At 60.5% G+C, this 20715-nt stretch carries 18 protein-coding genes; 3 read left to right on the top strand and 15 right to left on the bottom strand.

Annotated features, from left to right (window positions below; all coding sequences use genetic code 11):
- Window positions 1-5 precede the first annotated feature (5 nt).
- The 8 genes from secA to EL217_RS03055 form a co-directional block, all read right to left on the bottom strand.
- The gene (gene secA, locus EL217_RS03090) at window positions 6-2591 is read right to left on the bottom strand and encodes a preprotein translocase subunit SecA (protein ID WP_126318521.1); all 2586 of its coding nucleotides are present in this window, start codon (window positions 2589-2591) and stop codon (window positions 6-8) included.
- A 236-nt stretch (window positions 2592-2827) separates the two neighbouring features.
- A complete protein-coding gene (gene hpf, locus EL217_RS03085) occupies window positions 2828-3472 on the bottom strand; it encodes a ribosome hibernation-promoting factor, HPF/YfiA family (protein WP_005277524.1) in 645 nt (214 codons plus the stop codon).
- A gap of 136 nt (window positions 3473-3608) precedes the next feature.
- Window positions 3609-4232: a ComF family protein gene (locus EL217_RS03080; RefSeq protein WP_232018382.1), complete on the bottom strand. Its 624-nt coding sequence runs from the start codon at window positions 4230-4232 to the stop codon at window positions 3609-3611.
- A gap of 69 nt (window positions 4233-4301) precedes the next feature.
- A complete protein-coding gene (gene lpqB, locus EL217_RS03075) occupies window positions 4302-6047 on the bottom strand; it encodes an MtrAB system accessory lipoprotein LpqB (RefSeq protein ID WP_023030250.1) in 1746 nt (581 codons plus the stop codon).
- Window positions 6048-7889 (bottom strand): MtrAB system histidine kinase MtrB, encoded by a 1842-nt coding sequence (mtrB, locus tag EL217_RS03070; protein ID WP_126320017.1) that lies wholly within the window; start codon window positions 7887-7889, stop codon window positions 6048-6050.
- A gap of 90 nt (window positions 7890-7979) precedes the next feature.
- Window positions 7980-8672: an MtrAB system response regulator MtrA gene (gene mtrA, locus EL217_RS03065; RefSeq protein ID WP_126318516.1), complete on the bottom strand. Its 693-nt coding sequence runs from the start codon at window positions 8670-8672 to the stop codon at window positions 7980-7982.
- A gap of 3 nt (window positions 8673-8675) precedes the next feature.
- A complete protein-coding gene (locus EL217_RS03060) occupies window positions 8676-9290 on the bottom strand; it encodes a dTMP kinase (RefSeq protein WP_126318514.1) in 615 nt (204 codons plus the stop codon).
- 63 nt (window positions 9291-9353) lie between these two features.
- Complete coding sequence (locus EL217_RS03055) at window positions 9354-9707, bottom strand: DUF4259 domain-containing protein (RefSeq protein WP_005277508.1); 354 nt, start codon at window positions 9705-9707, stop codon at window positions 9354-9356.
- A gap of 212 nt (window positions 9708-9919) precedes the next feature.
- Here EL217_RS03055 and EL217_RS03050 point away from each other — a divergent pair, with 212 nt between their 5' ends.
- A complete protein-coding gene (locus tag EL217_RS03050) occupies window positions 9920-10792 on the top strand; it encodes a hypothetical protein (protein ID WP_126318512.1) in 873 nt (290 codons plus the stop codon).
- Window positions 10793-10868: 76 nt separating this feature from the next.
- Here EL217_RS03050 and manA read toward each other — a convergent pair whose 3' ends face one another.
- Both manA and EL217_RS03040 read right to left on the bottom strand, forming a co-directional pair.
- Complete coding sequence (gene manA / locus EL217_RS03045) at window positions 10869-12122, bottom strand: mannose-6-phosphate isomerase, class I (protein WP_126318511.1); 1254 nt, start codon at window positions 12120-12122, stop codon at window positions 10869-10871.
- Window positions 12123-12128: 6 nt separating this feature from the next.
- Window positions 12129-13178 (bottom strand): exopolyphosphatase, encoded by a 1050-nt coding sequence (locus EL217_RS03040; protein ID WP_126318509.1) that lies wholly within the window; start codon window positions 13176-13178, stop codon window positions 12129-12131.
- A gap of 41 nt (window positions 13179-13219) precedes the next feature.
- Here EL217_RS03040 and cobA point away from each other — a divergent pair, with 41 nt between their 5' ends.
- Window positions 13220-13972 carry a uroporphyrinogen-III C-methyltransferase gene (gene cobA / locus EL217_RS03035; RefSeq protein ID WP_126318508.1) on the top strand — a complete coding sequence of 251 codons (753 nt, stop codon included), beginning with the start codon at window positions 13220-13222 and terminating at the stop codon, window positions 13970-13972.
- On the opposite strand, the gene EL217_RS03030 is transcribed toward cobA, so the two are convergent.
- From EL217_RS03030 to EL217_RS03015, 4 genes are read right to left on the bottom strand one after another with little or no spacing between them, the layout of a single operon-like run.
- A complete protein-coding gene (locus EL217_RS03030; RefSeq protein ID WP_126318506.1) occupies window positions 13969-14988 on the bottom strand; it encodes a sulfite exporter TauE/SafE family protein in 1020 nt (339 codons plus the stop codon). The genes cobA and EL217_RS03030 overlap by 4 nt on opposite strands.
- Complete coding sequence (locus tag EL217_RS03025) at window positions 14982-15719, bottom strand: sirohydrochlorin chelatase (RefSeq protein ID WP_126318504.1); 738 nt, start codon at window positions 15717-15719, stop codon at window positions 14982-14984. Before EL217_RS03025 ends, EL217_RS03030 begins: the two co-directional genes overlap by 7 nt.
- A gap of 9 nt (window positions 15720-15728) precedes the next feature.
- The gene (locus tag EL217_RS03020; RefSeq protein ID WP_005277497.1) at window positions 15729-15980 is read right to left on the bottom strand and encodes a hypothetical protein; all 252 of its coding nucleotides are present in this window, start codon (window positions 15978-15980) and stop codon (window positions 15729-15731) included.
- Window positions 15977-17653: a nitrite/sulfite reductase gene (locus tag EL217_RS03015; RefSeq protein ID WP_005277495.1), complete on the bottom strand. Its 1677-nt coding sequence runs from the start codon at window positions 17651-17653 to the stop codon at window positions 15977-15979. The genes EL217_RS03020 and EL217_RS03015 overlap by 4 nt, the downstream gene beginning before the upstream one ends.
- A gap of 276 nt (window positions 17654-17929) precedes the next feature.
- Between EL217_RS03015 and EL217_RS03010 the strand changes: the two genes are divergently transcribed.
- A complete protein-coding gene (locus EL217_RS03010; protein ID WP_126320016.1) occupies window positions 17930-19309 on the top strand; it encodes an FAD-dependent oxidoreductase in 1380 nt (459 codons plus the stop codon).
- An 8-nt stretch (window positions 19310-19317) separates the two neighbouring features.
- On the opposite strand, the gene EL217_RS03005 is transcribed toward EL217_RS03010, so the two are convergent.
- Complete coding sequence (locus tag EL217_RS03005; protein ID WP_126318502.1) at window positions 19318-20685, bottom strand: phosphomannomutase/phosphoglucomutase; 1368 nt, start codon at window positions 20683-20685, stop codon at window positions 19318-19320.
- Between the last annotated feature and the right edge of the window lie 30 nt (window positions 20686-20715).

Genomic DNA, 20715 nt, shown 5'->3' with positions numbered 1-20715 from the left:
AGGTTTTATGCCTCTACGGTTTCTTGGCCTGCAGGACCAGAGCCCGAGTCACCGCCGGACTCTTGGTTTTCTTCCTGCTGCTTGAACTGCTTGCGCAGCATGAACAACTGGCGCACGGTTTCTTCCTTCACGCCTTCATTCATGGCATTGAACATATCGCCACCCTCCTTCTGGTATTCCACCAGCGGGTCGCGCTGCGCCATCGCGCGCAGGCCGATGCCCTCCTTGAGATAGTCCATCTCATAAAGGTGCTCGCGCCATTTCTGGTCAATAATCGGCAGGATGACCATGCGCTCGGTATTGCGCATCTGCTTGTCTCCGCCGATGGCAGACACGGCTTCCTCCAGCTTGTCGTACTCCCGGTTCGCGTCGGTGACGAGGGCATCGCGCAGCTGCTCCGCGGTGAGCTCGCCTGGGGAACCGTACTCGGAGCCTTCCACCAATTCTTCTGGGGACATCGTGGGACCGTACAGTGCCTCGAGGGCATTCCAGAGTTCCTCGAGGTTCCAGTCCTCGACATAACCGGTGGCGGTAGCGCCCGCGACGTAGGCAGAGACCGTGTCATCGATCATGGTGCGGATATCGTCCTTGATGTCATCGGCATCGAGGATGGAATAGCGCGTGGAGTAAACCACCTTGCGCTGCTCATTGAGCACCTCATCGTACTTCAGCACGTTCTTGCGCATCTCGAAGTTCTGGTTCTCCACCTGCGCCTGGGCGCCCTTAATGGAGTTCGAGACCATCTTGGCCTCAATGGGGACATCATCAGGCACGTTGAGGCGGTTCATCATGTGCTCCATGGACTGGCCCACAAATCGCACCATCAATTCATCGCGCATGGACAGGTAGAAGCGGGTCTCGCCCGGGTCCCCCTGACGGCCGGTACGACCGCGCAGCTGGTTATCGATGCGGCGGGACTCGTGGCGCTCGGTGCCCAAGACATAGAGTCCGCCCGATTCGCGCACCTCATCGCCCAAGCGCTTCGAGCGCTCTTTCTCGCCGTCGATCTCGGCTTCCCAGGCCTCCTGGTACTTTTCCTCATCTTCAAAGGGGTCGAGGCCGCGTTCGCGCAGCTTTTCATCGAGAATGACTTCCGGGTTACCGCCGAGCACGATATCGGTACCACGGCCGGCCATGTTGGTTGCCACGGTCACGGTGCCAGGGCGGCCCGCACGGGCAATGATCTGACCCTCTTCTTCGTGGTGCTTGGCATTGAGCACGTTGTGCTGCACGCCGCGCTTGCTAAGCAATTGCGACAGATACTCGGAGCGCTCCACAGAGGTGGTACCCACCAAGACCGGCTGGCCATGCTCGACGTGTTCTGCAATATCATCAACCACCGCGGCGAACTTTGCCTCTTGGGTCTTGTAAATGCGGTCCGAATGATCGGTGCGCTGGTTCGGCTTATTGGTAGGAATAGGAACCACATCCAGCCCATAGATGGAATGCAGCTCCGCAGCTTCCGTTTCCGCGGTACCGGTCATGCCGGAAATCTTTTCATAGAGGCGGAAGAAGTTCTGCAGGGTAACCGTCGCCAGCGTCTGGTTCTCGTTTTTGATCTCCACCTGCTCCTTGGCCTCAATGGCCTGGTGCATGCCCTCGTTGTAGCGGCGTCCTGCCAGAACGCGGCCGGTAAAGCCATCCACGATCATCACTTCGCCGTTGCGGACGATGTAGTCCTTATCGCGGGTAAATAGCTCCTTGGCTTTCAACGCGTTATTGAGGTAGGAAACCAACTGGGAGTGCTCCGGCGCGTAGAGGTTATCAATGCCGAGTTGATCCTCGACGTACTCCACGCCTTCTTCCAAGACGCCGATGGTGCGCTTTTTGTGGTCCACTTCGTAGTGGATTCCCTCGCGCATGCGCGGCGCCAGCTGCGCAAAGACGCCGTAGAACTGGGAGGAGCCATCGACCGGGCCGGAGATGATGAGTGGGGTACGGGCTTCATCGATAAGAATCGAGTCCACCTCATCCACGATGCAGAAATTGTGTCCGCGCTGAACTACATCATTGAGGGTGCGCACCATGTTATCGCGCAGGTAGTCAAAACCCAGCTCGTTATTGGTGCCGTAGGTGATATCGCAGTCGTAGGCTGCCTTGCGCTCTTGCGGGCGCATTTCAGACAAGATAACGCCCACGGACAGGCCCAACCAGCGGTGCACACGGCCCATCATCTCAGCATCGCGCTTGGCCAGGTAGTCATTGACCGTGACGATGTGGACGCCCTGGCCCTCCAAAGCGTTGAGGTAAGCGGGCAACAGGGAGGTCAGGGTCTTGCCCTCACCGGTGCGCATCTCTGCAACATTGCCAAAGTGCAGGGCGGCACCGCCCATGATCTGCACGGGGTAGTGCTTTTGTCCCAGGACGCGCCAAGCGGCTTCGCGGACGGTAGCAAAAGCATCGAGCAAGATGTCGTTCTTTTCTTCGCCATCCTTCAGGCGAGTCTTGAACTCGTCAGTCTTGGCCTTTAGCTCATCGTCCGAAAGCTCCGCGTACTGATCCTCGAGTGCAATTACATCGTCTGCAATCTTGCCCAGGCGCTTGACCGTACGGCCCTCGCCCGCGCGCAGCAGCTTGGAAAGTCCAAACACTATTCGTTAGTCCTTCTTGTCGCGACACATTAGTTAACTTCCCGCAATTGTACTCACGCCACTGCCCTTGTCGCGTTCCACCCGCCCTTAAACGATAGTGATTTCACACTAAACGCACTAAGAAAATGGATAGCTCACAGCATGACAAATCACCCCCTCCCCGCCTCATCGAGCGATCGCGCGATGGGCAGGAAAGGGGTGAAGAAACTTAACGCCCTAGCCGGGCACGAGGGATTTTAGCCCTCTGCATCCTCAGACAAGGAGATGATGCCGTAGTCGAAGGCGTGGCGGCGGTAAACCACGGAAGGCTTGTTGTTTTCCTCATTAACGAAGAGGAAGAAATCGTGGCCAACCAGCTCCATCTCGCTCAAGGCATCGTCCACGCTCATCGGGGTGGCCGGGTGTTCCTTGGTGCGCACGATCTGGCCGGGGCGAACGTCCTCGACGGTCTCGGCATAAGGATCGACCAAGCGCTCTTCCTTGGCGCGCTGTGCTTCTGCCTCCGCAACCATCTCTGCGGCGATTTCGCCGGTGCCCTTCTGTGCGCGGTGGCCGCCCTTGACGTATTCGCGGCGCACCTTCACCTTGCGCAGGGAACGTTCCATCTTCCCCATCGCGGTTTCCAGCGCTGCGTAGAAGGAGTCTTCCTTAGCCTCTGCGCGGGCGATGTGGCCCTTGCCGGTCGCGGTGATCTGGATGCGGTCGGACTCTGCTTCGCGGCGCGGGTTTGGCTCGTGCTGCAATTCCACGTGGAAGAAGGTCAGTGTGGGATCAAGGCGTTCAATCTTTGCCAGCTTGTCGTTGACGCGCTCCTGGAAGTGTTCCGGTACATCAACGTTACGGCCCGTAATCGTTACCTGAGCTTTGTTTGGCTGGGACATTGAGATGCCTCCCTTTGGTAGTGGGGACTAGAAACAATCACAGTAACTGTTCCTCTGTGACACCTCTAATAATACCAGTGGTTATGACCTGATGGCATTAGGGGGTAACACCGTGCACCCTACTGTGTGATGCGCCTTAAGCATCGGCAAAAGCCAACGCCCCATAGACCGTAGCGCCAGCGGCGCGCAGGGCCGCCATGCTGGCCGCGAGGGTGGCACCGGTGGTTATAACGTCATCGACAAGCAGCGCCTGCTCACCGCCCATCGGGGCTCTAATCCCCACGCGCCCCTGCAGATTCGCCCATCTATCCTGCGCATTGAGCTCGGATTGGTCCGCCGTATCCGCGCCCATGACAAGCGCCTCGCGCACCCGCAGGCCCTGCTGCCGGCGCGCCGCACCCTGGCACATGGCCGTCACGGGATCACCGCCGCGCATGCGCGCCGAGCGGCGCCGCGTAGGGGCCGGCACCAGGCACAGCTCGCGGGGAATCTCGCCACGGGCGGCCAAGTGCGCCACGCCCGCGGCCACCACCGCACCTATATAATCGCGCACTTCCCTATTGCCCTGTTCTTTCATACTGATGACGATGTTGCGGCGAATATCGGAATAAGGCCCTAGGGCGAATACCGGCGCCCCGAGCAACCGCGGCCGGCTTACCAGGTAGGGAGGCTGGCGCAGGTGTTCCCGGCACTGCGGGCACAAGACGTGGCCGGGCGCGCGGCACCCGGCACACGCACGCGGAAAAATCAGCTCTCGCATGCTCACGGCGCGACACCACCCCATCCCCGAAAGGTCCTCTGCGGCAGCGCCGCCCAGCGCCGCTGCCTTCTAACTGGACACGATAGGCGAAGAGCGCCGACCCTGCAGGCCAGGCACCTCGCGCCAGTTCACCTCATCGACCACCGTGGCGGGAAGCTCCAGCATGGCGTGGGAATCCGTAATATAAAGCTTCGATGGCGAGGTAGCCACCGCAACAACCGGGGCGGTGATATTACCCGTCGGCATGGTAGAGGCCGAGGAACCATCTTGCTCGATGCGCCATACCGGCGACTGCCCAGAGGACGTACCCACGATGAGCGAGCCATCGTTATTCCAATCCAAAGATAATGCCGAGCCGGAGACCTCAGGGCCCACCTCGCGGGCGTTGACGATGCGCTTATCGCCGCTGCTGGATTGAGCCACCGCGGCGATGTAGACGTGGCCATCGATGATCATCGCCGCGCGTGCGCCGCTATGGGAGAGGCGGATAACGGAGATTTCGCCCTCGATATCGTCGATGCTGCGGGCATCGACCTCGGATTCTGAAATCCGCCCGGTGGTCTTGGAACGCACGACGCGCACGATGCGGTCACCATCGACCACCGTCCAGACGGCCTGCCCGTTATATTCAAAGGTGGGCCGCGCCAGCGTCTTACCTTCGACCGAATCCTGCAGCGCGGCACCAATCTCGCCCATCTGCAGCTTGAAGTCGCCGCTAGGCTTCCGGCTAACCGCCGCAATCATGCCGGACTCGGTGACATCGACCGATTGCACATTGCCGCTCGAGCCCAAAGAGCCCTTAACCGGCTCGGCCACCCCGCTATCGACCTCCAGCACGTTGCCCTCGTTCAAGGCGTACAGCGTGGACAGGGAATTACTGTTTACCTTGGGGTTATAGTCAGCAAAATCGTCCACGCTGACGGTGTCCATGCCTTCTAACAGATTGCTGCCATCGGCCTTGACCTTGAAGGGGCCGATATGCCCGGCATCAGAAAGCGTCCAGACCAACTGCGCCGCAAAGCGGGTGCGGTCATTTTCATCCAGGTCCGACAGGCCCTCGAACTGGTAGCCGTTTTCGTTGTCATAGCCGGCGAAGGTGACCTTTTCATCCGCCGCCCGGCGGGTGGCCGGAGCAATGCTGCTAGATGGGCCTTCCATCAAGAGGGTAATCAGCGTGGACTCGGATTCCTCGCTGCCCTTATACAGCCACCGGCGGTCCGGGGCGAGGACGTCATCGGTTTGTTTATAAAAATAGAGCGATTGCGGGGTGTAATGATTGCGCAGCTCATTGCGCTCGATAACCAACCCGGCCGGCAGACTATCAACAAGCCACTGGTCATCTACCATTTTCATGTCGATGGTAGCTTCGTAGCTCTCATTTTCCGGCACATAGGCCCCGCCGGATTTGAGGCGTCCAATGATGGTGCCGCGCACATTGAAGGAGCGCGCATCCGCCGCCGTATTTTGCTTCTTATCGGGCGCGGTCACGATATCCAGGCTATCGACCACCATGACATCGCCTGAGGCATCCCAGGCCCCGCGGGCGTTATTCGTGAGGAACCCGCGAGCGGCATCGTGGTCATTGGTGGGAACGGCCGCGGCGCGATAAAAATCGCGCAGGGTAAGGTCCGGGTCCGCCCCCACCTCTGGGGCAATGACCTCTTCCGGGCCATCGGCCTGTTTGTGGTAGGTACCCACGACCTGGGGGCTCGTATCGTGCGGCAAGGTTGAGCAGCCGGTGACAAAGCACAGCGCCGCCACCGCGCCCACGGCGGTGCTCCGCCGCCACAATCCATTGCGTATGACCGAATTCATTTATTTATCCCCCTTAAAATCCGGCGCCTTATAGGAGCGCCTCTCGGGCGAGGCGGCCCCACGGTTGCGCTCAGAAGGCCACAGGATTCCGTCACCATCCGCCTCGGCTGCCTCCGCCGAGTCATCGTCGATGCCAATTCCGCGGCCTACCACCGAGCTGCTGCTTGGCGATGCCCCACCGGCGCCACCCTCGCCCTCATCTTCTGCTGCACCAGCAGCCGCTTCCCCAGCATCCGCTGCATCAGATTCCGCTGAACCAGCATCACGAGCTGCATCATCGGCAGCGCCAGTTGCGCCGCTGGGTTCTGCGGTAGCAGGGGCATCGTCAAGCGAATCGTGCCCGTCGTGCGCGGCGTCTGAACCGGTGCCCGGGGCGCCTGGAATCTCGCGGGAGATGGGTTCTTCACCGATCTCGGTATTCGGCTCGCGCGGGATGATGAGGCGGAAGCGGGAACCGTAGCCGAAGACGCCAAAGGCATCGAGCGTGCCGCCGTGCAAGACCGCGTCCTCGCGGGCAATGGCAAGGCCCAGCCCGGTGCCGCCAGAGTGGCGCTTACGGGAGGAATCCGCGCGCCAGAAACGGTTGAATACTAGCTCTTCTTGCCCGGGTTTCAGGCCCACGCCGTGATCCGTGACCGCCACGCCCACGGCCTTCTCCGTGGTGGAGATATCGATGACCACGGGTTTGCCCTCAGAGTGGTCGATGGCATTGGCCAAGAGGTTGCGCAAAATGCGCTCGATGCGGCGCGAATCGGCCTGGATGGTGATCCGCTCGTCTGGCATATTGCGGACCACCTCCACGTCGAGCTTTTGGGCTAGGTGCTCAACCTGGCGGTAGGCGGCATCCACGCAGGATCGCAGGTCAATGGCCGTGGTGGACAGGTCCGCCACGCCGGCATCGTGGCGGGAAATCTCGAGCAGATCCGCGAGCAGCTCCTCGAAGCGGTCCAGCTCCCTGGACATGAGCTTGGAGGCGCGCTGGGCGCCCGCGGGCAGGCTATCGGCCTCGGATTCGATGAGGTCTGCTGCCATGCGCACGGTGGTAATGGGGGTGCGCAGCTCATGCGAGACATCGGAAGTGAATTGCCTCTGCAAATCGCCGTATTCCTCCAGCTGCGCAATCTGGGAGGACAATTTATCCGCCATATTATTAAAGGAGGCGGCAAGCCGGCCCATCTCATCGTCCCGGTCCACGGCCATGCGCTCCTTGAGGTGACCCGCGGCCAGGCGCTGGGCGATGCGGGACGCGGACTTAATCGGGGTAATGACCTGCTGGGTTGCCAACCAGGCAATGCCCACCAGCAAGACCACGACCACCACGCCGGCGGCAGAGAGCAGGCCGCGCATCAGCGCCATCGTGGACTCTTCCGATTCCATGGACAGGGCCAGGTAGACCTGCAGATTCGGAATCTCTGCATCGGTGGGTGTGCCCACCATGAGCGCGTTATAGTAATCGCCATTGCCGCGCGGGACCGGGTAATACTGCTGCGCAATCTGGTCCTGGCCCACCATCTGCCGCATTTGTTCCGGCACCGGGAAATCCTCCGGTGAGGTGGTGATGGATCCATCTTGGTTTTCCACCACGATGACGGGTTCATATACGGCCTGCGCATCGCCTTGTTGCGCAGAGAGTTGATCCAAAGAAGCGCGGGCGGAATTGATGCGCACCTGCACCGAGTTGGCCGAGCTGGTGGCATCGATTTGCTGTTCCACCGCCGTGCGGGCGCGTTCGAGTTCCTGCAGCGCCACGTCTTCTTTTTGGGATACCAACCGCTGGGTCAGCACGGAGACCAAGGCGTAGGCCAAGATGATCATGACCACCGAGGAGGCGACCACAATCATGCCGATAACGCGCGCCTGCAATGAGGTGCGCAGCGTATCTACTATGGCGTCACGAATGCGCCGCACGCGGTCCAGAATTCTGATGTTTCCTTACTCCCCGGCACCGGCTTTGCCGGTCTTATACCCCACGCCGCGCACCGTCAGCACGATCTGCGGATCTTCCGGATCGTGCTCGATCTCGGCGCGCAGGCGCTGCACGTGCACGTTCACCAAACGAGTATCGGAGGCATTGCGGTAGCCCCAGACGGACTCCAGGAGTGACTCGCGAGTATGCACCTGGCCTGGGTGGCGCGCCATTTCCAGCAGGAGATCGAACTCCAGCGGGGTCAGGTTCAATTCGGTGCCATCGGTACGGCGCACCGTATGTTCCGGCACGTCGATGATCAGGTCGGCGACCTCAAGGGTTTCCGGTTCCGCGGAATCGGTGCGGCGCAGGCGCGCCCGAATGCGGGCGATGAGCTCCTTCGGCTTAAAGGGCTTGGTGATGTAATCATCCGCGCCGGATTCAAGGCCCAAGACCACGTCTACGGTATCGGTCTTGGCGGTCAGCATGACGATGGGCACCGCGGATTCGCGCCGGATGGTGCGGCAAATATCCACACCGTTCATGCCCGGCAGCATAAGATCCAAAAGGATGAGATCCGGTTCGTGCTCGCGGAAGGCAGGAACGGCATCGTTGCCATCCATGACGGGGACGGGGTTTAGTCCCTCAGATTCAAGGACAATGGTCAGCATTTCCGAGATCGCTGGATCATCATCCACGACCAAAATCGTTGGCGCCACGTTTTAATCTCCTACAAGGTCATTAATTGCTGCCGTAATAGTATCCGCATCGGCGGTGGCGATCCAGCGCCCACCCCAACCGGATTCGACCAAGCGCCGGTAGGCGGCGGCGGTGCGCTCCTGTAATCCCCCATCGCGTTCATAGTGGTCGCGCTCGCGGGTGGAATCGGTGGCGGCCCGGGACTGCGCTCTTGCCGATGCCACCTCCACCGCCGTATCCACATACACCTGCAGGTCCGCTTTCGGCAGGCCCAAGGTACCAAATTCTAGGTCGTAGACCCACTGGAAGAGGCTATCGTCGCGCAACCGGGCCGCGGAATAGGCAGCATTGGAGGCCACATAGCGATCCAAGATGACTATCTCGCGGGTTTCCTTCGCCGCCCGCAATTCCTCTTTTATCCCAAAGCGGTCGAGGGCGAAGAGCGTGGCCATACCGTAGGCCGAATCCGTGAGATCGCCCATCTTTCCGTACAGCGCCTCGCGCGCTAGCTGCGCGTGGATGGAGGTCTCATAGCGTGGAAAGGCTATGGTCCTTACCGGGACTTCGAGGGCGCCTCGCACTGCGGTCGCAAGCGTATTTTTCCCGGCGCCGTCAATGCCTTCAATGCTTATGAGCATGGTGAGATACGCAGAATCCTTTCTGCTCTGTGGCGGCGCCTTAGGCACCGAAGGACATGGTTTTTAAGAAAGTGCCTCGATAAACGGTTCCACGTCGTAGTCTTCTTCGACGGTGTCCAAGATCTCGAGGGCGTTTTCGGTCAAGGTATCGTCAACGGTTCCCACCAAGTCCCTAATATAGGGGTAATCCTCGACGGTTTCGCTGGCGCTGAACGGCGCGCCCGCCCAAATGGCGGCGATCGTGGCCGCAGCGTGGGCGTTGAGCTGTTCCTCTTCGGTTATATCGTCCTTGCTGCGGGCTACCTCGCAGGCATCCTGCACAGCGCGGATTACCCCTTCTTCATCGAGGTTTGCCAATTCATCTAGAAAATCCACGTTGAGATCGGTGCTAAAAATCTCTTCGTCCCAGCTGCTCATCTCTCACTCCTTCGACGGGTTTAGCGCCATTTATACACGCTTTTCCGGCGGAGAAAAATCGGGCATGAAAAGGATTGCATAGGCACTGCCATTTCTCATCCCTGCGTTGTTTACATATCACGGGATCCGCAGCCTGTCGCGGAAATTCCAATACATGATATTCTCGTTATCAACTTGTTACCCACCCTATGCAACCAAGAAAGGAGGGCACGATGAAACCAGATTCACGTCGCGTGTACGTCTTCATCGTGCTCGGCCTTATCGCCGCCGTCGTCGTGGGAGTGGGCGTGTGGCGCATGAGCACGCCGAGCGCCCGTTACTCCAACGCCGCGAATGAGTCCCCTACCTCTACCGTGGCACCAAAAAATACTTCCGCTGAAGAATCGACGACATCGTCGACGCATAAGAAGCCTTCGACGGAAAACTCTGCCCCCGCAGAAGCCAATTCTGGCGCCGGTGAATCAGACCACCAGCACCCTGAATCAACGGACCCATACTTGGCGCCGAATGCCGTCACGCATCCCCACGCGGCCACCCGCCCTACCAAGGTGTATCGCCCCGAAAATGTGTACTCGCCAGGCACTTCCGTTAATAATGCCCCGTCCAACCAGGGCGGGCAGGTGCCGCAAAATGGTAACGGCACAGGCACCGGCACCATGCAGGCGGTCCCGGATAACCCCAGCAAGCCGGATAACCTAGCACCGTCGTCCCCGGCACCGAGCTCCCCTGTTCCATCCCCCGCCCCGGGCGAAGAGAAGCCTGTTCAAGGTGGCGAGCCCGGCAAGCCGGGTAAGCCGGAGGAGCCCGCCGAATCCGGTACCCCGGCGCCGCCAGCGACGCAGGCTCCGCACAAGCCTCGTCCCGAGTCGAGCACGCAGCGCACCCCGTCGGCCCCCGATGCCACTACCGAGGGACACGGTGCGGGAGCGGGCGCACCCTCTGGCACGCAGCAGACGAAAAATAAGTCCCACGCCGAGCCGCAGGCAACCGAGAAGCTTGCCCCTACGCAGCAGCCAGGTAACCAAGAGCCCACGGATCTCCCGGCAACGGGAAGCTCAGCCGCCAGTTCTTCTACTGCGCGCTAACTTTTCACCGCGGCCAGCGCCTAAAAATGCCCCCTTGCTGGGATTTTCCAGCAAGGGGGCATTGTTGTGAGGCCGCTTAGACTCGGGCGACGAATAATTGCGCCGTGCTGCCCTCAGGATTTTCCTTTTCTACAGCGTGAGCTTGGGCGGTAACCATGCCGTCGGAGGCCGGCAGCCATGCGGCCTGGCCCGGGGAAAGGATCAATTCCTCGCCCGCAGCATTGCGCAGGTTGAGGGACCCACCGGTGCACAAGGCGATGGTGGGGCCGTCATAGTCGAGGTCGACGGAAGAATCCGGCCCGAGCTCGGCGCGGTCGAGCAGGAATTCATCGATGGGCACTGGATAGGACCACGCCTCGGCGCCGTGGACATTGTCCTGGTTATGCTTATCCTTTTGCTGCACCCGCGGCTCATTGGCGGCCGCATAGGTCAGGACCTTGACCAGCTCCGGCACATCCACGAATTTCGGGGTCAACCCGCCGCGCAAAACGTTATCGGAATTGGCCATGATTTCTACGCCCAGCCCGGAGACATACGCGTGGAGTTGCCCGGCGTCGAGGTAGACGGCCTCGCCTGGGGCAAGCTCGATGTGGTTGAGCAAGAGCGCACCAAGCACGCCGATATCGCCAGGATAGCGGTCATTAAGGTCCACCACCGTAGCCATGACCCGCGCCTTCCAATCCTTGGGATCGACGGCAATCAGGCGCTCGCCGGCGGCAACGATGGCCTTAATAAGCTCCTTGCGCTTGGCCGAGGGGATGGTAATCCACGTGGTAAAAAGCACCCGGAGGTTGGCGGACTCGGAGGATTCCGCGGGGTCATCGTCAAGCATGGCCAGGTAGCGCTCAAGCTCTGGGCACTGCAAGGCGGCAAAGAGCTCGCGGGTTTGTGCCAGGGGACGGAAACCCGCCATGGCGTAGAAATCCGAAAGAGCCACGATAAGTTCCGGCTTGTGGTTATCGTCCTTGTAATTGCGGTTTGCAGCCTGCAGGGCAATGCCCGCCTCGTTTTCGCGGGCGAAACCCTCCTCGGCCTGCTCCTTAGACGGGTGGGCCTGCAAAGACAGCGGATCTTCGGCGGCGAGGATCTTCAACAGGAACGGCAGGTTCTCGCCGTATTCTTTATAGACTCGAGCGCCCAACTGGCCTTCTGGATCCGCCGCAATAACCTCATTGAGAAGCTGGCCATCCACCGTGGAGGGATCGCCTGGGTGGGCGCCAAACCAGAGTTCAGCCACCGGCTTTTCTGCGGCTTCTTCGCCCCGCAGCTCAGGGATGAGGGTGCGCGAACCCCACGAGTAGTTGCGGGTAGCGCCTTCCAGTAATTGCATTTATTTCTATCCTTTAGAAATCTCGTAGGCGGTCGCGGCAAAACTCCGCGTAATAAGCTGCAGTGAGCGGGCAAGATGCCCAAGGCCCGGTTCCGGGTCGGTGCTGCGGACTGCAAGCGAGTTGGGCAGGTTCGCCTCTTCCTGCCCCCAGAAAATCACTTTCAAGGGTATCAAAGGTGTATCCGCGCCAGCACCGTCGATGAAGGGATCGTAGAAAAGGTCATCGGCAGGCGCGGGCGCCGTACTAGATTCAGCACCCCGATCGAGTGCGCCGCGCAGGTCAGCGGGCTCGACGAAAGTGCCGGGCAACCCGTGCACAGCCCAGATGGTTGCTGCCATGCGGGCGACCAAGGTATCGATGTGTACGCGCTCGCGGCGCTCGGCATATGCATAGGGATCGATGACGCAGGAGTGAATAATCCGCGCGCCCTCGGTGTATTCGCGCAGCTGCCGGCCGGGATTGATGGCATCATCGCGCTCTGGCGAAAGCTGCTCGATCTCGCGGTCCACGGCGGCGGCAAGGTCCTCTAATTCTTCGCACACCGCGCGCGGGGAGGTATGAACGATGCTGCACAGCGCGTACAGGGCCGTGATAAATCGCGCCGGCGAGCAGCCCTCTGCGGTGGGAAGCGACGGGGCAATCAGGGTGTCTTCCGGGCAATCCTCTACCAAGGGGCCGCTTGCCGGGCCCACCAGGATGGTGGTGGCGCCGCGCTGGCTCGCCGCAATGAGCGCGCGGGAGGCCCAATCGCATTCTGCGGGCTCGCCCACCGCCACGACGATATCGAGTGCGCCCACGTATTGCGGCAGCGATTCCGTCACCACCAGTGGAATGCGCAGCGGTTCGGCCAAGCCGACGCCAAGGTGCGCTGCCTCGCGGGCGATGGCATCGGTGGGCAGGATGACCAGGGAGCGCGGATTGAGCCCGTTGAGGATCTCACCCCAGCGCTCCATTTGCCCGGCGAGCAGACGAATCTGCGCGCCCTCGTGGGCGACATCAAAAAATCGCACCGTTTCGGTGTCGTAGGCGGAACCCTCAGTGAAACCGTTATCCATATCGCTCAAGCATAGTCTGGCTCCCACTATGATGGTGCGGCATGACGTCCGCACAGATTCACCCCGTATCCCTTATCGGCGGCGGCCCCGGCGCGTGGGACCTGATTACGGTTCGCGGCATGCGCGCCTTGCAGGAGGCCGAGGTCATCCTGACCGATCACCTGGGTCCGGCCCCGCAATTGGATAAACTCTGCGATATTTCAGCCAAGGAGCTTATCGATGTCTCCAAGCTGCCCTACAAGAAGTCGATTACCCAGGACAAGATCAACGAGCTGCTCATCGAGCACGCCCAAGCCGGGCGGAAGGTAGCGCGGCTGAAGGGCGGCGATCCTTTCGTGTTCGGCCGCGGCTTTGAAGAGGTACAGGCCCTAGCCAAGGCATCTATCCCCACCACCGTCATTCCAGGGGTGACCTCCGCGGTTTCCGTGCCCGCGGGCATTGGCATCCCCGTCACCCAGCGCGGAATGGTTCACGGCTTTACCGTCGTATCAGGGCATCTGCCGCCTGGCCACGAGAAGTCCCTGGTGGATTGGCACGCCCTGGCCCAGTCCGGCGCGACCTTGTCCATCATCATGGGCGTGAAAAATGCCCCGGCGATTGCCAGGGCATTGCAAGACGGCGGGCTTGCTGGGTCGACACCGTGCGCGATTATCCAGGAGGGCACCCTGGATACGCAGCGGGAATTTCGCTGCGATTTAGAACGCCTTGCGCAGACAATGAAGGACAATAACGTCTCCTCCCCCGCCGTCTATGTCATTGGCGAGGTTGCCGGCCTCGACCCAGCCGGGGATTAGGCCTTATCCGCCTGCGGTGCGGATTCCTCCACGATGCTCGCGTCCTTAGAGGCACCGGCCGCGCTGTGTGCAAAGCCTGCGGCATGAAATTCCGCGTGCGCCTTGGTCTCGGCGTTTTCGGCTTCCAATTCCCTTGCGCGGGCTGCCCGGGTAGCGCGCGCACCGTGGATGGTGGCGGAAATGCCCACGACGAGGACTAGGACCATGAGCAGCGGGGAGACAAAACCCGGTGCCGTCAGCCCGAAGTAGGTTTCTAGCCCGCCTAAGACCTTGCCGATATTGAGAGCCACGATGGCCGTACCCACGAGTCCACCGAGGACGACCGGCTCAATCCGGGAAATCACCCAGGCCGCAATCGGGGCGGCAATGGAACCACCGATGAGCAGGGCCAGCACGGCGGAGAGGTTGGCGACGATATCCTGCCACAATCCAACGACGAAGCCGAGGGTGGCCCCCAGTGTGACCAGGAATTCGGCGGTATTTACCGTGCCGACGATGCGGCGGGGCTGCTCGCGGCCAATCGCCATGAGCGTCGAGGTAGACACCGGGCCCCAGCCGCCGCCACCGGTAGAGTCAACAAATCCGCCGACGGAACCGAGACCGATCAAAAATGGGGTGGAATGGCTGCGTTTTTGCACGAACTTCGCCCGGCGCGGGCGGGAAAAGCGCCAGATGAGGTTGCTGCCGATGGCCACCAAGATGAGCGCGGTAATCGGGGCTGCCGCATCGGTGGAGATATTGGAGAGCACGGTGGCGCCGATAAACGCCGCGATGGCACCCGGCACACCCAGCCGGAAGACGGTTTTCCAGTCCACATTGCCAAAACGGGCGTGGCTCAAGCCCGACATTGCGGTGGTTCCTAGCTCCGCAGTGTGGACTACGGCGGATGCTTGGGCGGGCCCAAGGCCCGCCAGGAGAAGGATGGTGGTTGAGGTGACGCCGAAGCCCATGCCGATGCCGCCATCGACAAGCTGGGCGGCCGCACCGGCCACGGCGATTAAAATCAGGGTTAGCATGGAACACCGACCTCCTGGGCGATGTGGTAGTGAACAGCAACGATGCCAGCGAGATCGGTACCAAGAACGGGATCGACGGTGACATTGCTGGGGGTAGATGACAGTGGTTTAAGGAGCAGTCCTGCGGTGACAAACAGCGGGATAACCCGCATTCGCGCAGTGCTCCTCGCCAGTGCATGGATGTCATTGCTGCCACCCCGGGTAGCGAACGCGGCCGTGGCGGGGACGCCGGTGAGCTGGGATACCCGAACGGCCAGCCGGTGGATGGAGTCATTGGCCGCAGCATCAGAGGAACCGACGGAGTAGATGACGTGGTGGGTATCTTCCGGCCTTGCGCGTGCCGCGAGCACCGCCGCCAGGTCCGCTTCTGCGGCTTCCCGCCTGCCCACATCTCGTACGCCATGTTCTGCGGCGCGCCCTCCGCCCAAGCACTCGCCTTGTACCAAGCGCACGCCTGAGGCCTGTTCGGCCGCGGCAATAACGCGGGGAACGTCAACGCGCTGGTGGTAGCCCTGCGTAAAGAGCAATGGAATGACTACGGCCGTATCCTCCCCACAACGGGCGAGGTCGACCGCAGCTGCGGTGAGATCGGGAGTATTGAACTCTAGGTGCGCCGCCCGATAAGCAGGGCGGGCTGGTATCGCGGCAGCAGCGGCCTGGGTGAGCCGTTCAATGCCAGCGGCGGCGCCCGGGTGGCGCGAGCCGTGGGACAAGGTGATGAGTGTGGTCATGGTGCATCCTTAATCCACCGGAGCCGTGGAGTGTCCGCGGCGGGCTAGGGAGCGCTGCAGGGCTTCGGTGGAAGAAACGGCCGGGGCCGGTGCCACGGGGGCATCGTCTTGGCCGTGGAAGCGGACCGAAAATACGCGCAGGCATTCCTGGCAATTCCAGGCAAAGTCGTCTTCTTCATCCGGGAACAGATCGGTGCCGGCGCAGTAAGGGCAAAAGGTGGGGTGATTGCGATTGGGATTAGGTTTACGGCGGAAATTCACTGCAGATCTTCCTCCTCGGCGCGCAGTACCCAGTGGCGAAACTGCTCGCCTTCTTCGCGTTGTTCCTTATATTTATTGACCAGCCGTATGACGTAGTCCGGTACCTCATCGGCTACGACCTTGTGTCCGCGGAGCTTGCGGCCCCAGTCGGGAGAAAGGCCGAGGGCACCGCCTAGGTGGACTTGGAATCCTTCGACGCGGTTGCCATCGGCATCGGTGACGATCTGACCTTTAAGTCCGATATCGGATACCTGGGAGCGCGCGCACGCATTGGGGCAGCCATTGAGTGCGATAGAAATGGGTACGTCCAAATCCCCCAGGGTGTCTTCGAGGATGTCCACCAATTCGATGGCGCGGGCCTTCGTGGTCACGTGCGCCAACTTGCAAAATTCCAGCCCAGTGCAGGAAATGACGCCGCGGCGAAACTCCGTGGGCTGGGAATACAGGCCCGTTTCATCCAGCGCGCGCGAAAGTGCCGGAATATCGTCTTCTTCCACATCGAGGAAGAGCAATTCCTTCATCGGGGTGGTACGGATGCGCGAAATGCCGAATTTTTCCGCGACATCGGCAATGGCAATGAGCTGCTCGCCCGTTGCATGGCCCACGGTGGGTTTTACGCCGACGTAGAACTTGCCGTCCTTTTGCCTGTGCACGCCCAGGTGATCGCGGCTGCCGGGATTAACCTCGAGCGGGATGCCATCGGCAAGCGGCTTCTCCAGGTACTCTTCCTCGAGGACCTGGCGGAACTTGTCGATGCCCCATTTAGCCACCAAAAACTTCAGCCGCGCGCGGTTGCGGTTGCGGCGGAAGCCGTAGTCGCGGAAGATGCTGACTACACCGGCCCATACTTCCGGCACGCGCTCGAGTGGCACCCACGCGCCCAAGGATTGCGAGAGCATCGGGTTGGTGGATAGTCCCCCGCCCACAAAGCAGTCAAAGCCGGGGCCATATTCGGGGTGGTTGACGCCGACGAAGGCAACGTCTTGAATTTCGTGCGTCACGTCCTGGCGCGCATTGCCGGAAATAGCGGTTTTGAACTTGCGGGGAAGGTTATGGAACTCCTCGCGCGGTAAGTAATTATTCTTAATCTCCTCGATGGCTGGGGTGGCATCGATGATTTCATCCTCGGCAACTCCCGCGACCGGCGAGCCCAAGATGACGCGCGGCACATCGCCACACCCCATCAAGGTGCCCAGGCCCACAGATTCGAGTTTGTCCCAGATGGTGGGTACGTCTTCGATCTGAATCCAGTGCAGCTGAATATTCTGGCGGTCCGTAAAGTCCGCGGTGGAGCGGGCATAATCGCGCGAGATTTCTCCCACCGCGCGCAGCTTGGCTGGATCGGCGCGGCCGCCATCGAAGCGCACGCGCATCATGAAGTATTCATCTTGCAATTCCGCGTTAGATAATTTGGCGGTCATCTCCCCGCCCAGGTTCTGGTTGCGCTGCGTATACAGGCCTAACCATTTAAAGCGCGGTGCTAAATCCTCCGGCGGGATGGAGGAAAATCCCTGCTTGGAGTAGATGTCTATCACGCGCTGCTTAGCGGAGAGACCACCATCATCCTGTTTGATGGCCTCATCGTTATTCAACGGTTCTTTACCGTCGATTTTCCACTGGCCCTCGGGCTTATTGGCGCGTGGCTTGCGTTTGGTCGTTGTTGCGGTAGCCATAATGTGGTGTAGACCTCCCTTTCAAAGCGTTGAGGGAAAACCTACCCGTCTATAGATTACAGACAAAGCGGTCTGTTTTATTTTCACTTTTCCCAAAGCTATGACCTGCACTTTGAGAAGGTTTAATAAAGAATCTAATTATTCCGCTTGTGCGCAAACAGACCATACGGTTCACTCTCTTAAGAGAAATCCCGCGCTCGCCCACGAGAATTAGACTAATTGGTCTATTTACGCATATTTATCGAGGGCCCGTTCCCTTCACCCCACCGCGGGAGAATACGCAGACAAGAAAGGCAAAATTACCGTGTCAGAAAACCCTTAAACGTAGCCGTCATCGGTGCCGGCCCCGCCGGCATTTACGCCTCCGATATCTTGGTGAAAAAGACCGGTGGCAATGTACACATCGATCTCATTGAGCAAATGCCCGCTCCCTTCGGCCTCATCCGCTACGGCGTGGCCCCTGACCATCCACGCATTAAAGGCATCATTAAATCCCTGCACCGCGTATTGGACACGGAGCAGATTCGCCTGCTTACCAACGTGCACATCGGCCGCGATATCACCGTGGACGAGCTGCAGCAGCACTACGATGCCGTCGTCTTTGCCACCGGTGCGGTAGGCGATCGCCACCGCGATATCCCTGGCGCACAGCTGCAGGGCGTGCACGGCGCCGGTGAATTCGTAGGCTTCTATGACGGCAATCCGCGCTTTGAGCGCGAATGGGATCTCTCCGCCAGCGAGGTCGCTGTCATCGGCGTGGGCAATGTGGGCTTGGACGTCTCGCGCATCTTGGCCAAGACTGGCGATGAGCTTAAGGTGACCGAAATCGCCGATAATGTCTACGATTCGCTGGCACAAAATAAGGCAGAGACCGTGCGCGTCTTCGGGCGCCGCGGGCCCGCCCAAGCCAAGTTCACCCCGCAAGAGCTCAAAGAGCTCGACCACTCGGATAACATCAATGTGGTCGTCTCCCCCGAAGATATTGATTACGATGAGGCCTCGCTAGAGGCACGCGCTTCCAGCAAGTCCACGGATTTGGTCTGCCAGGTTCTTGAGCAATATGCCATTCGCGATCCCAAAAAGGCCCCGCATACGCTGCAGATTCATCTCTTTGAGCAGCCGGTGGAGATCCTCGGTGAGGACGGCCGGGTGAGCGGGATTAAAACGGAGCGCACCGAGCTGACCGGCGATGGCAGCGTGCGCGGGACGGGTAAATTCACCACGTGGCCAGTGCAAGCGGTCTACTTTGCCACGGGCTACCGCTCGGACGCAGTGGATGGCGTGCCATTTAATAGCGAGAAAAACGTCATCAATAATGACGGCGGACACGTCATCGACGAAGAGGGCGCCATCGTGCCCGGTCTCTACACCACCGGCTGGGTAAAACGCGGGCCCGTGGGCCTGATTGGCAATACCAAGTCCGATGCCAGCGAAACCATTGGCATGCTGCTTGATGATGCCGCCGCGGGCACCCTACCGTCCCCCACCGCCGGCGATATCACCGAGGCCTTCGCGGATAAGGGCATCGACTACCTCACCTGGCAGGATTGGCAACGCCTCGATGCCGCTGAGCGCGCTTTGGGCGAGCGCGAAGGCCGCGAGCGAAAGAAGTACGTGGAGTGGGAAGACATGGTCGCCCACTCCCGCGCGCAGTAATTCAGTAATTACCGTCTGATGATGGCGAGGACCTCGTCCACAATCTGCTGGACCTCTTCGGAGGTCTTCGCCTCAACATTGAGTCGCAGCAGCGGCTCGGTATTGGAAGCGCGCACATTAAACCACGCGTCCGTGTCCTTGAGCTCGACCGTAACGCCATCGAGCTCATCGACGGATTCGATCTTATCCGCCAGCTCATCGAGCACGGCCTGGGTGGCGGCCTTTTGATCCGCCACCGTGGAGTTGATCTCGCCGGAGGCCTCGTAGCGGGAGTACTCCGCCATGAGCTCGCTGAGCGGCTTATCCGTCTGCCCCAGCGCAGCGAGCACGTGCATGGCGGCCAGCATGCCGGAATCGGCGTTCCAGAATTCCTGGAAGTAGTAGTGCGCGGAGTGCTCGCCACCAAAGGCCGCCTTGTGCTCGGCCATTTGGGCCTTAATAAAGGAGTGGCCCACGCGCGTGCGCACGGCGGTACCGCCCTTTTCCGCGATGAGCTCCGGCACCGTCTTGGAGGTAATCAGGTTGTGGATGATGGTCGCGCCCGGGAACTTATCCAAGTAGCGGCTGGCCACCAGCGCGCAGATGGCAGACGGCGATACCGGCTGGCCCTTTTCATCCACCACGAAGCAACGGTCGGCGTCGCCGTCGAAGGCAAGGCCGATATCGGCGTTTTGCTCTACGGTGAATTTCTGCAGATCCTCCAAGTTCTTGGGATCCAGCGGGTTCGCCTCGTGGTTGGGGAAGGTGCCGTCGAGCTCAAAGTAGAGATCGCGGACATCAAAGGGCAGGCCATCGAAAACGGCCGGGACCGTGTGCCCGCCCATGCCATTGGCGGCATCGACGGCGACGACCAGCGGCTTGGATTCTTCCAGCGGCACGAGGTGACGCAGGAAGTCCGCGTAGCCGGTCAGGATTTCTTGCTCGGCGATGGCACCATTAGGGCCGTCGTAGCTTGGGGTGCCATCGATAAGCATCTGCTTGATTTCTTCCAACCCAGTCTGTTGCCCCACGGGGACGGCACCGGCGCGGCAGAGCTTGATGCCGTTGTACTTCGCCGGGTTGTGGGAGGCGGTAAACATCGCGCCCGCGCACTCCATAGAACCCGCCGCATAGTAGAGCTCATCGGTAGAGGTAAGCCCCAAAAGCGTCACATGGAGGCCTTGGCTCACCACGCCCTCAGCAAAGGCTTGCGCCAACGCGGGAGAAGACGGGCGCATATCGTGGCCTACAGCCACGGTGTTTTCGCCTTCTTCGCGCAGGATTGCGGCGAAGGCGGCGCCAGTATCGCGCACGAAGTCTTCATCGATATCTTCGCCCACCACGCCACGGACGTCATAGGCCTTAATCACTGCATCAAGATGCTCACGAGTTCGCATACCTCGCAATAATACTCCCTGCCTACGGGC

Origin of the sequence: Corynebacterium segmentosum (assembly GCF_900637825.1) — a bacterium.
GTDB lineage: Bacteria > Actinomycetota > Actinomycetes > Mycobacteriales > Mycobacteriaceae > Corynebacterium > Corynebacterium accolens.
This window is presented reverse-complemented; position numbering and strand designations above follow the sequence as displayed.

Excerpts from the sequence above, each read along its gene's own strand:
- hpf (WP_005277524.1), bottom strand. The coding sequence starts at position 3,472 with ATGTCCCAGCCAAACAAAGCTCAGGTAACGATTACGGGCCGTAACGTT.
- EL217_RS03080 (WP_232018382.1), bottom strand. The coding sequence starts at position 4,232 with ATGCGAGAGCTGATTTTTCCGCGTGCGTGTGCCGGGTGCCGCGCGCCC.
- lpqB (WP_023030250.1), bottom strand. The coding sequence starts at position 6,047 with ATGAATTCGGTCATACGCAATGGATTGTGGCGGCGGAGCACCGCCGTG.
- mtrB (WP_126320017.1), bottom strand. The coding sequence starts at position 7,889 with ATGATTGTGGTCGCCTCCTCGGTGGTCATGATCATCTTGGCCTACGCC.
- EL217_RS03060 (WP_126318514.1), bottom strand. The coding sequence starts at position 9,290 with ATGCTCATAAGCATTGAAGGCATTGACGGCGCCGGGAAAAATACGCTT.
- EL217_RS03055 (WP_005277508.1), bottom strand. The coding sequence starts at position 9,707 with ATGAGCAGCTGGGACGAAGAGATTTTTAGCACCGATCTCAACGTGGAT.
- EL217_RS03050 (WP_126318512.1), top strand. The coding sequence starts at position 9,920 with ATGAAACCAGATTCACGTCGCGTGTACGTCTTCATCGTGCTCGGCCTT.
- manA (WP_126318511.1), bottom strand. The coding sequence starts at position 12,122 with ATGCAATTACTGGAAGGCGCTACCCGCAACTACTCGTGGGGTTCGCGC.
- EL217_RS03040 (WP_126318509.1), bottom strand. The coding sequence starts at position 13,178 with ATGGATAACGGTTTCACTGAGGGTTCCGCCTACGACACCGAAACGGTG.
- cobA (WP_126318508.1), top strand. The coding sequence starts at position 13,220 with ATGACGTCCGCACAGATTCACCCCGTATCCCTTATCGGCGGCGGCCCC.
- EL217_RS03030 (WP_126318506.1), bottom strand. The coding sequence starts at position 14,988 with ATGCTAACCCTGATTTTAATCGCCGTGGCCGGTGCGGCCGCCCAGCTT.
- EL217_RS03025 (WP_126318504.1), bottom strand. The coding sequence starts at position 15,719 with ATGACCACACTCATCACCTTGTCCCACGGCTCGCGCCACCCGGGCGCC.
- EL217_RS03015 (WP_005277495.1), bottom strand. The coding sequence starts at position 17,653 with ATGGCTACCGCAACAACGACCAAACGCAAGCCACGCGCCAATAAGCCC.
- EL217_RS03005 (WP_126318502.1), bottom strand. The coding sequence starts at position 20,685 with ATGCGAACTCGTGAGCATCTTGATGCAGTGATTAAGGCCTATGACGTC.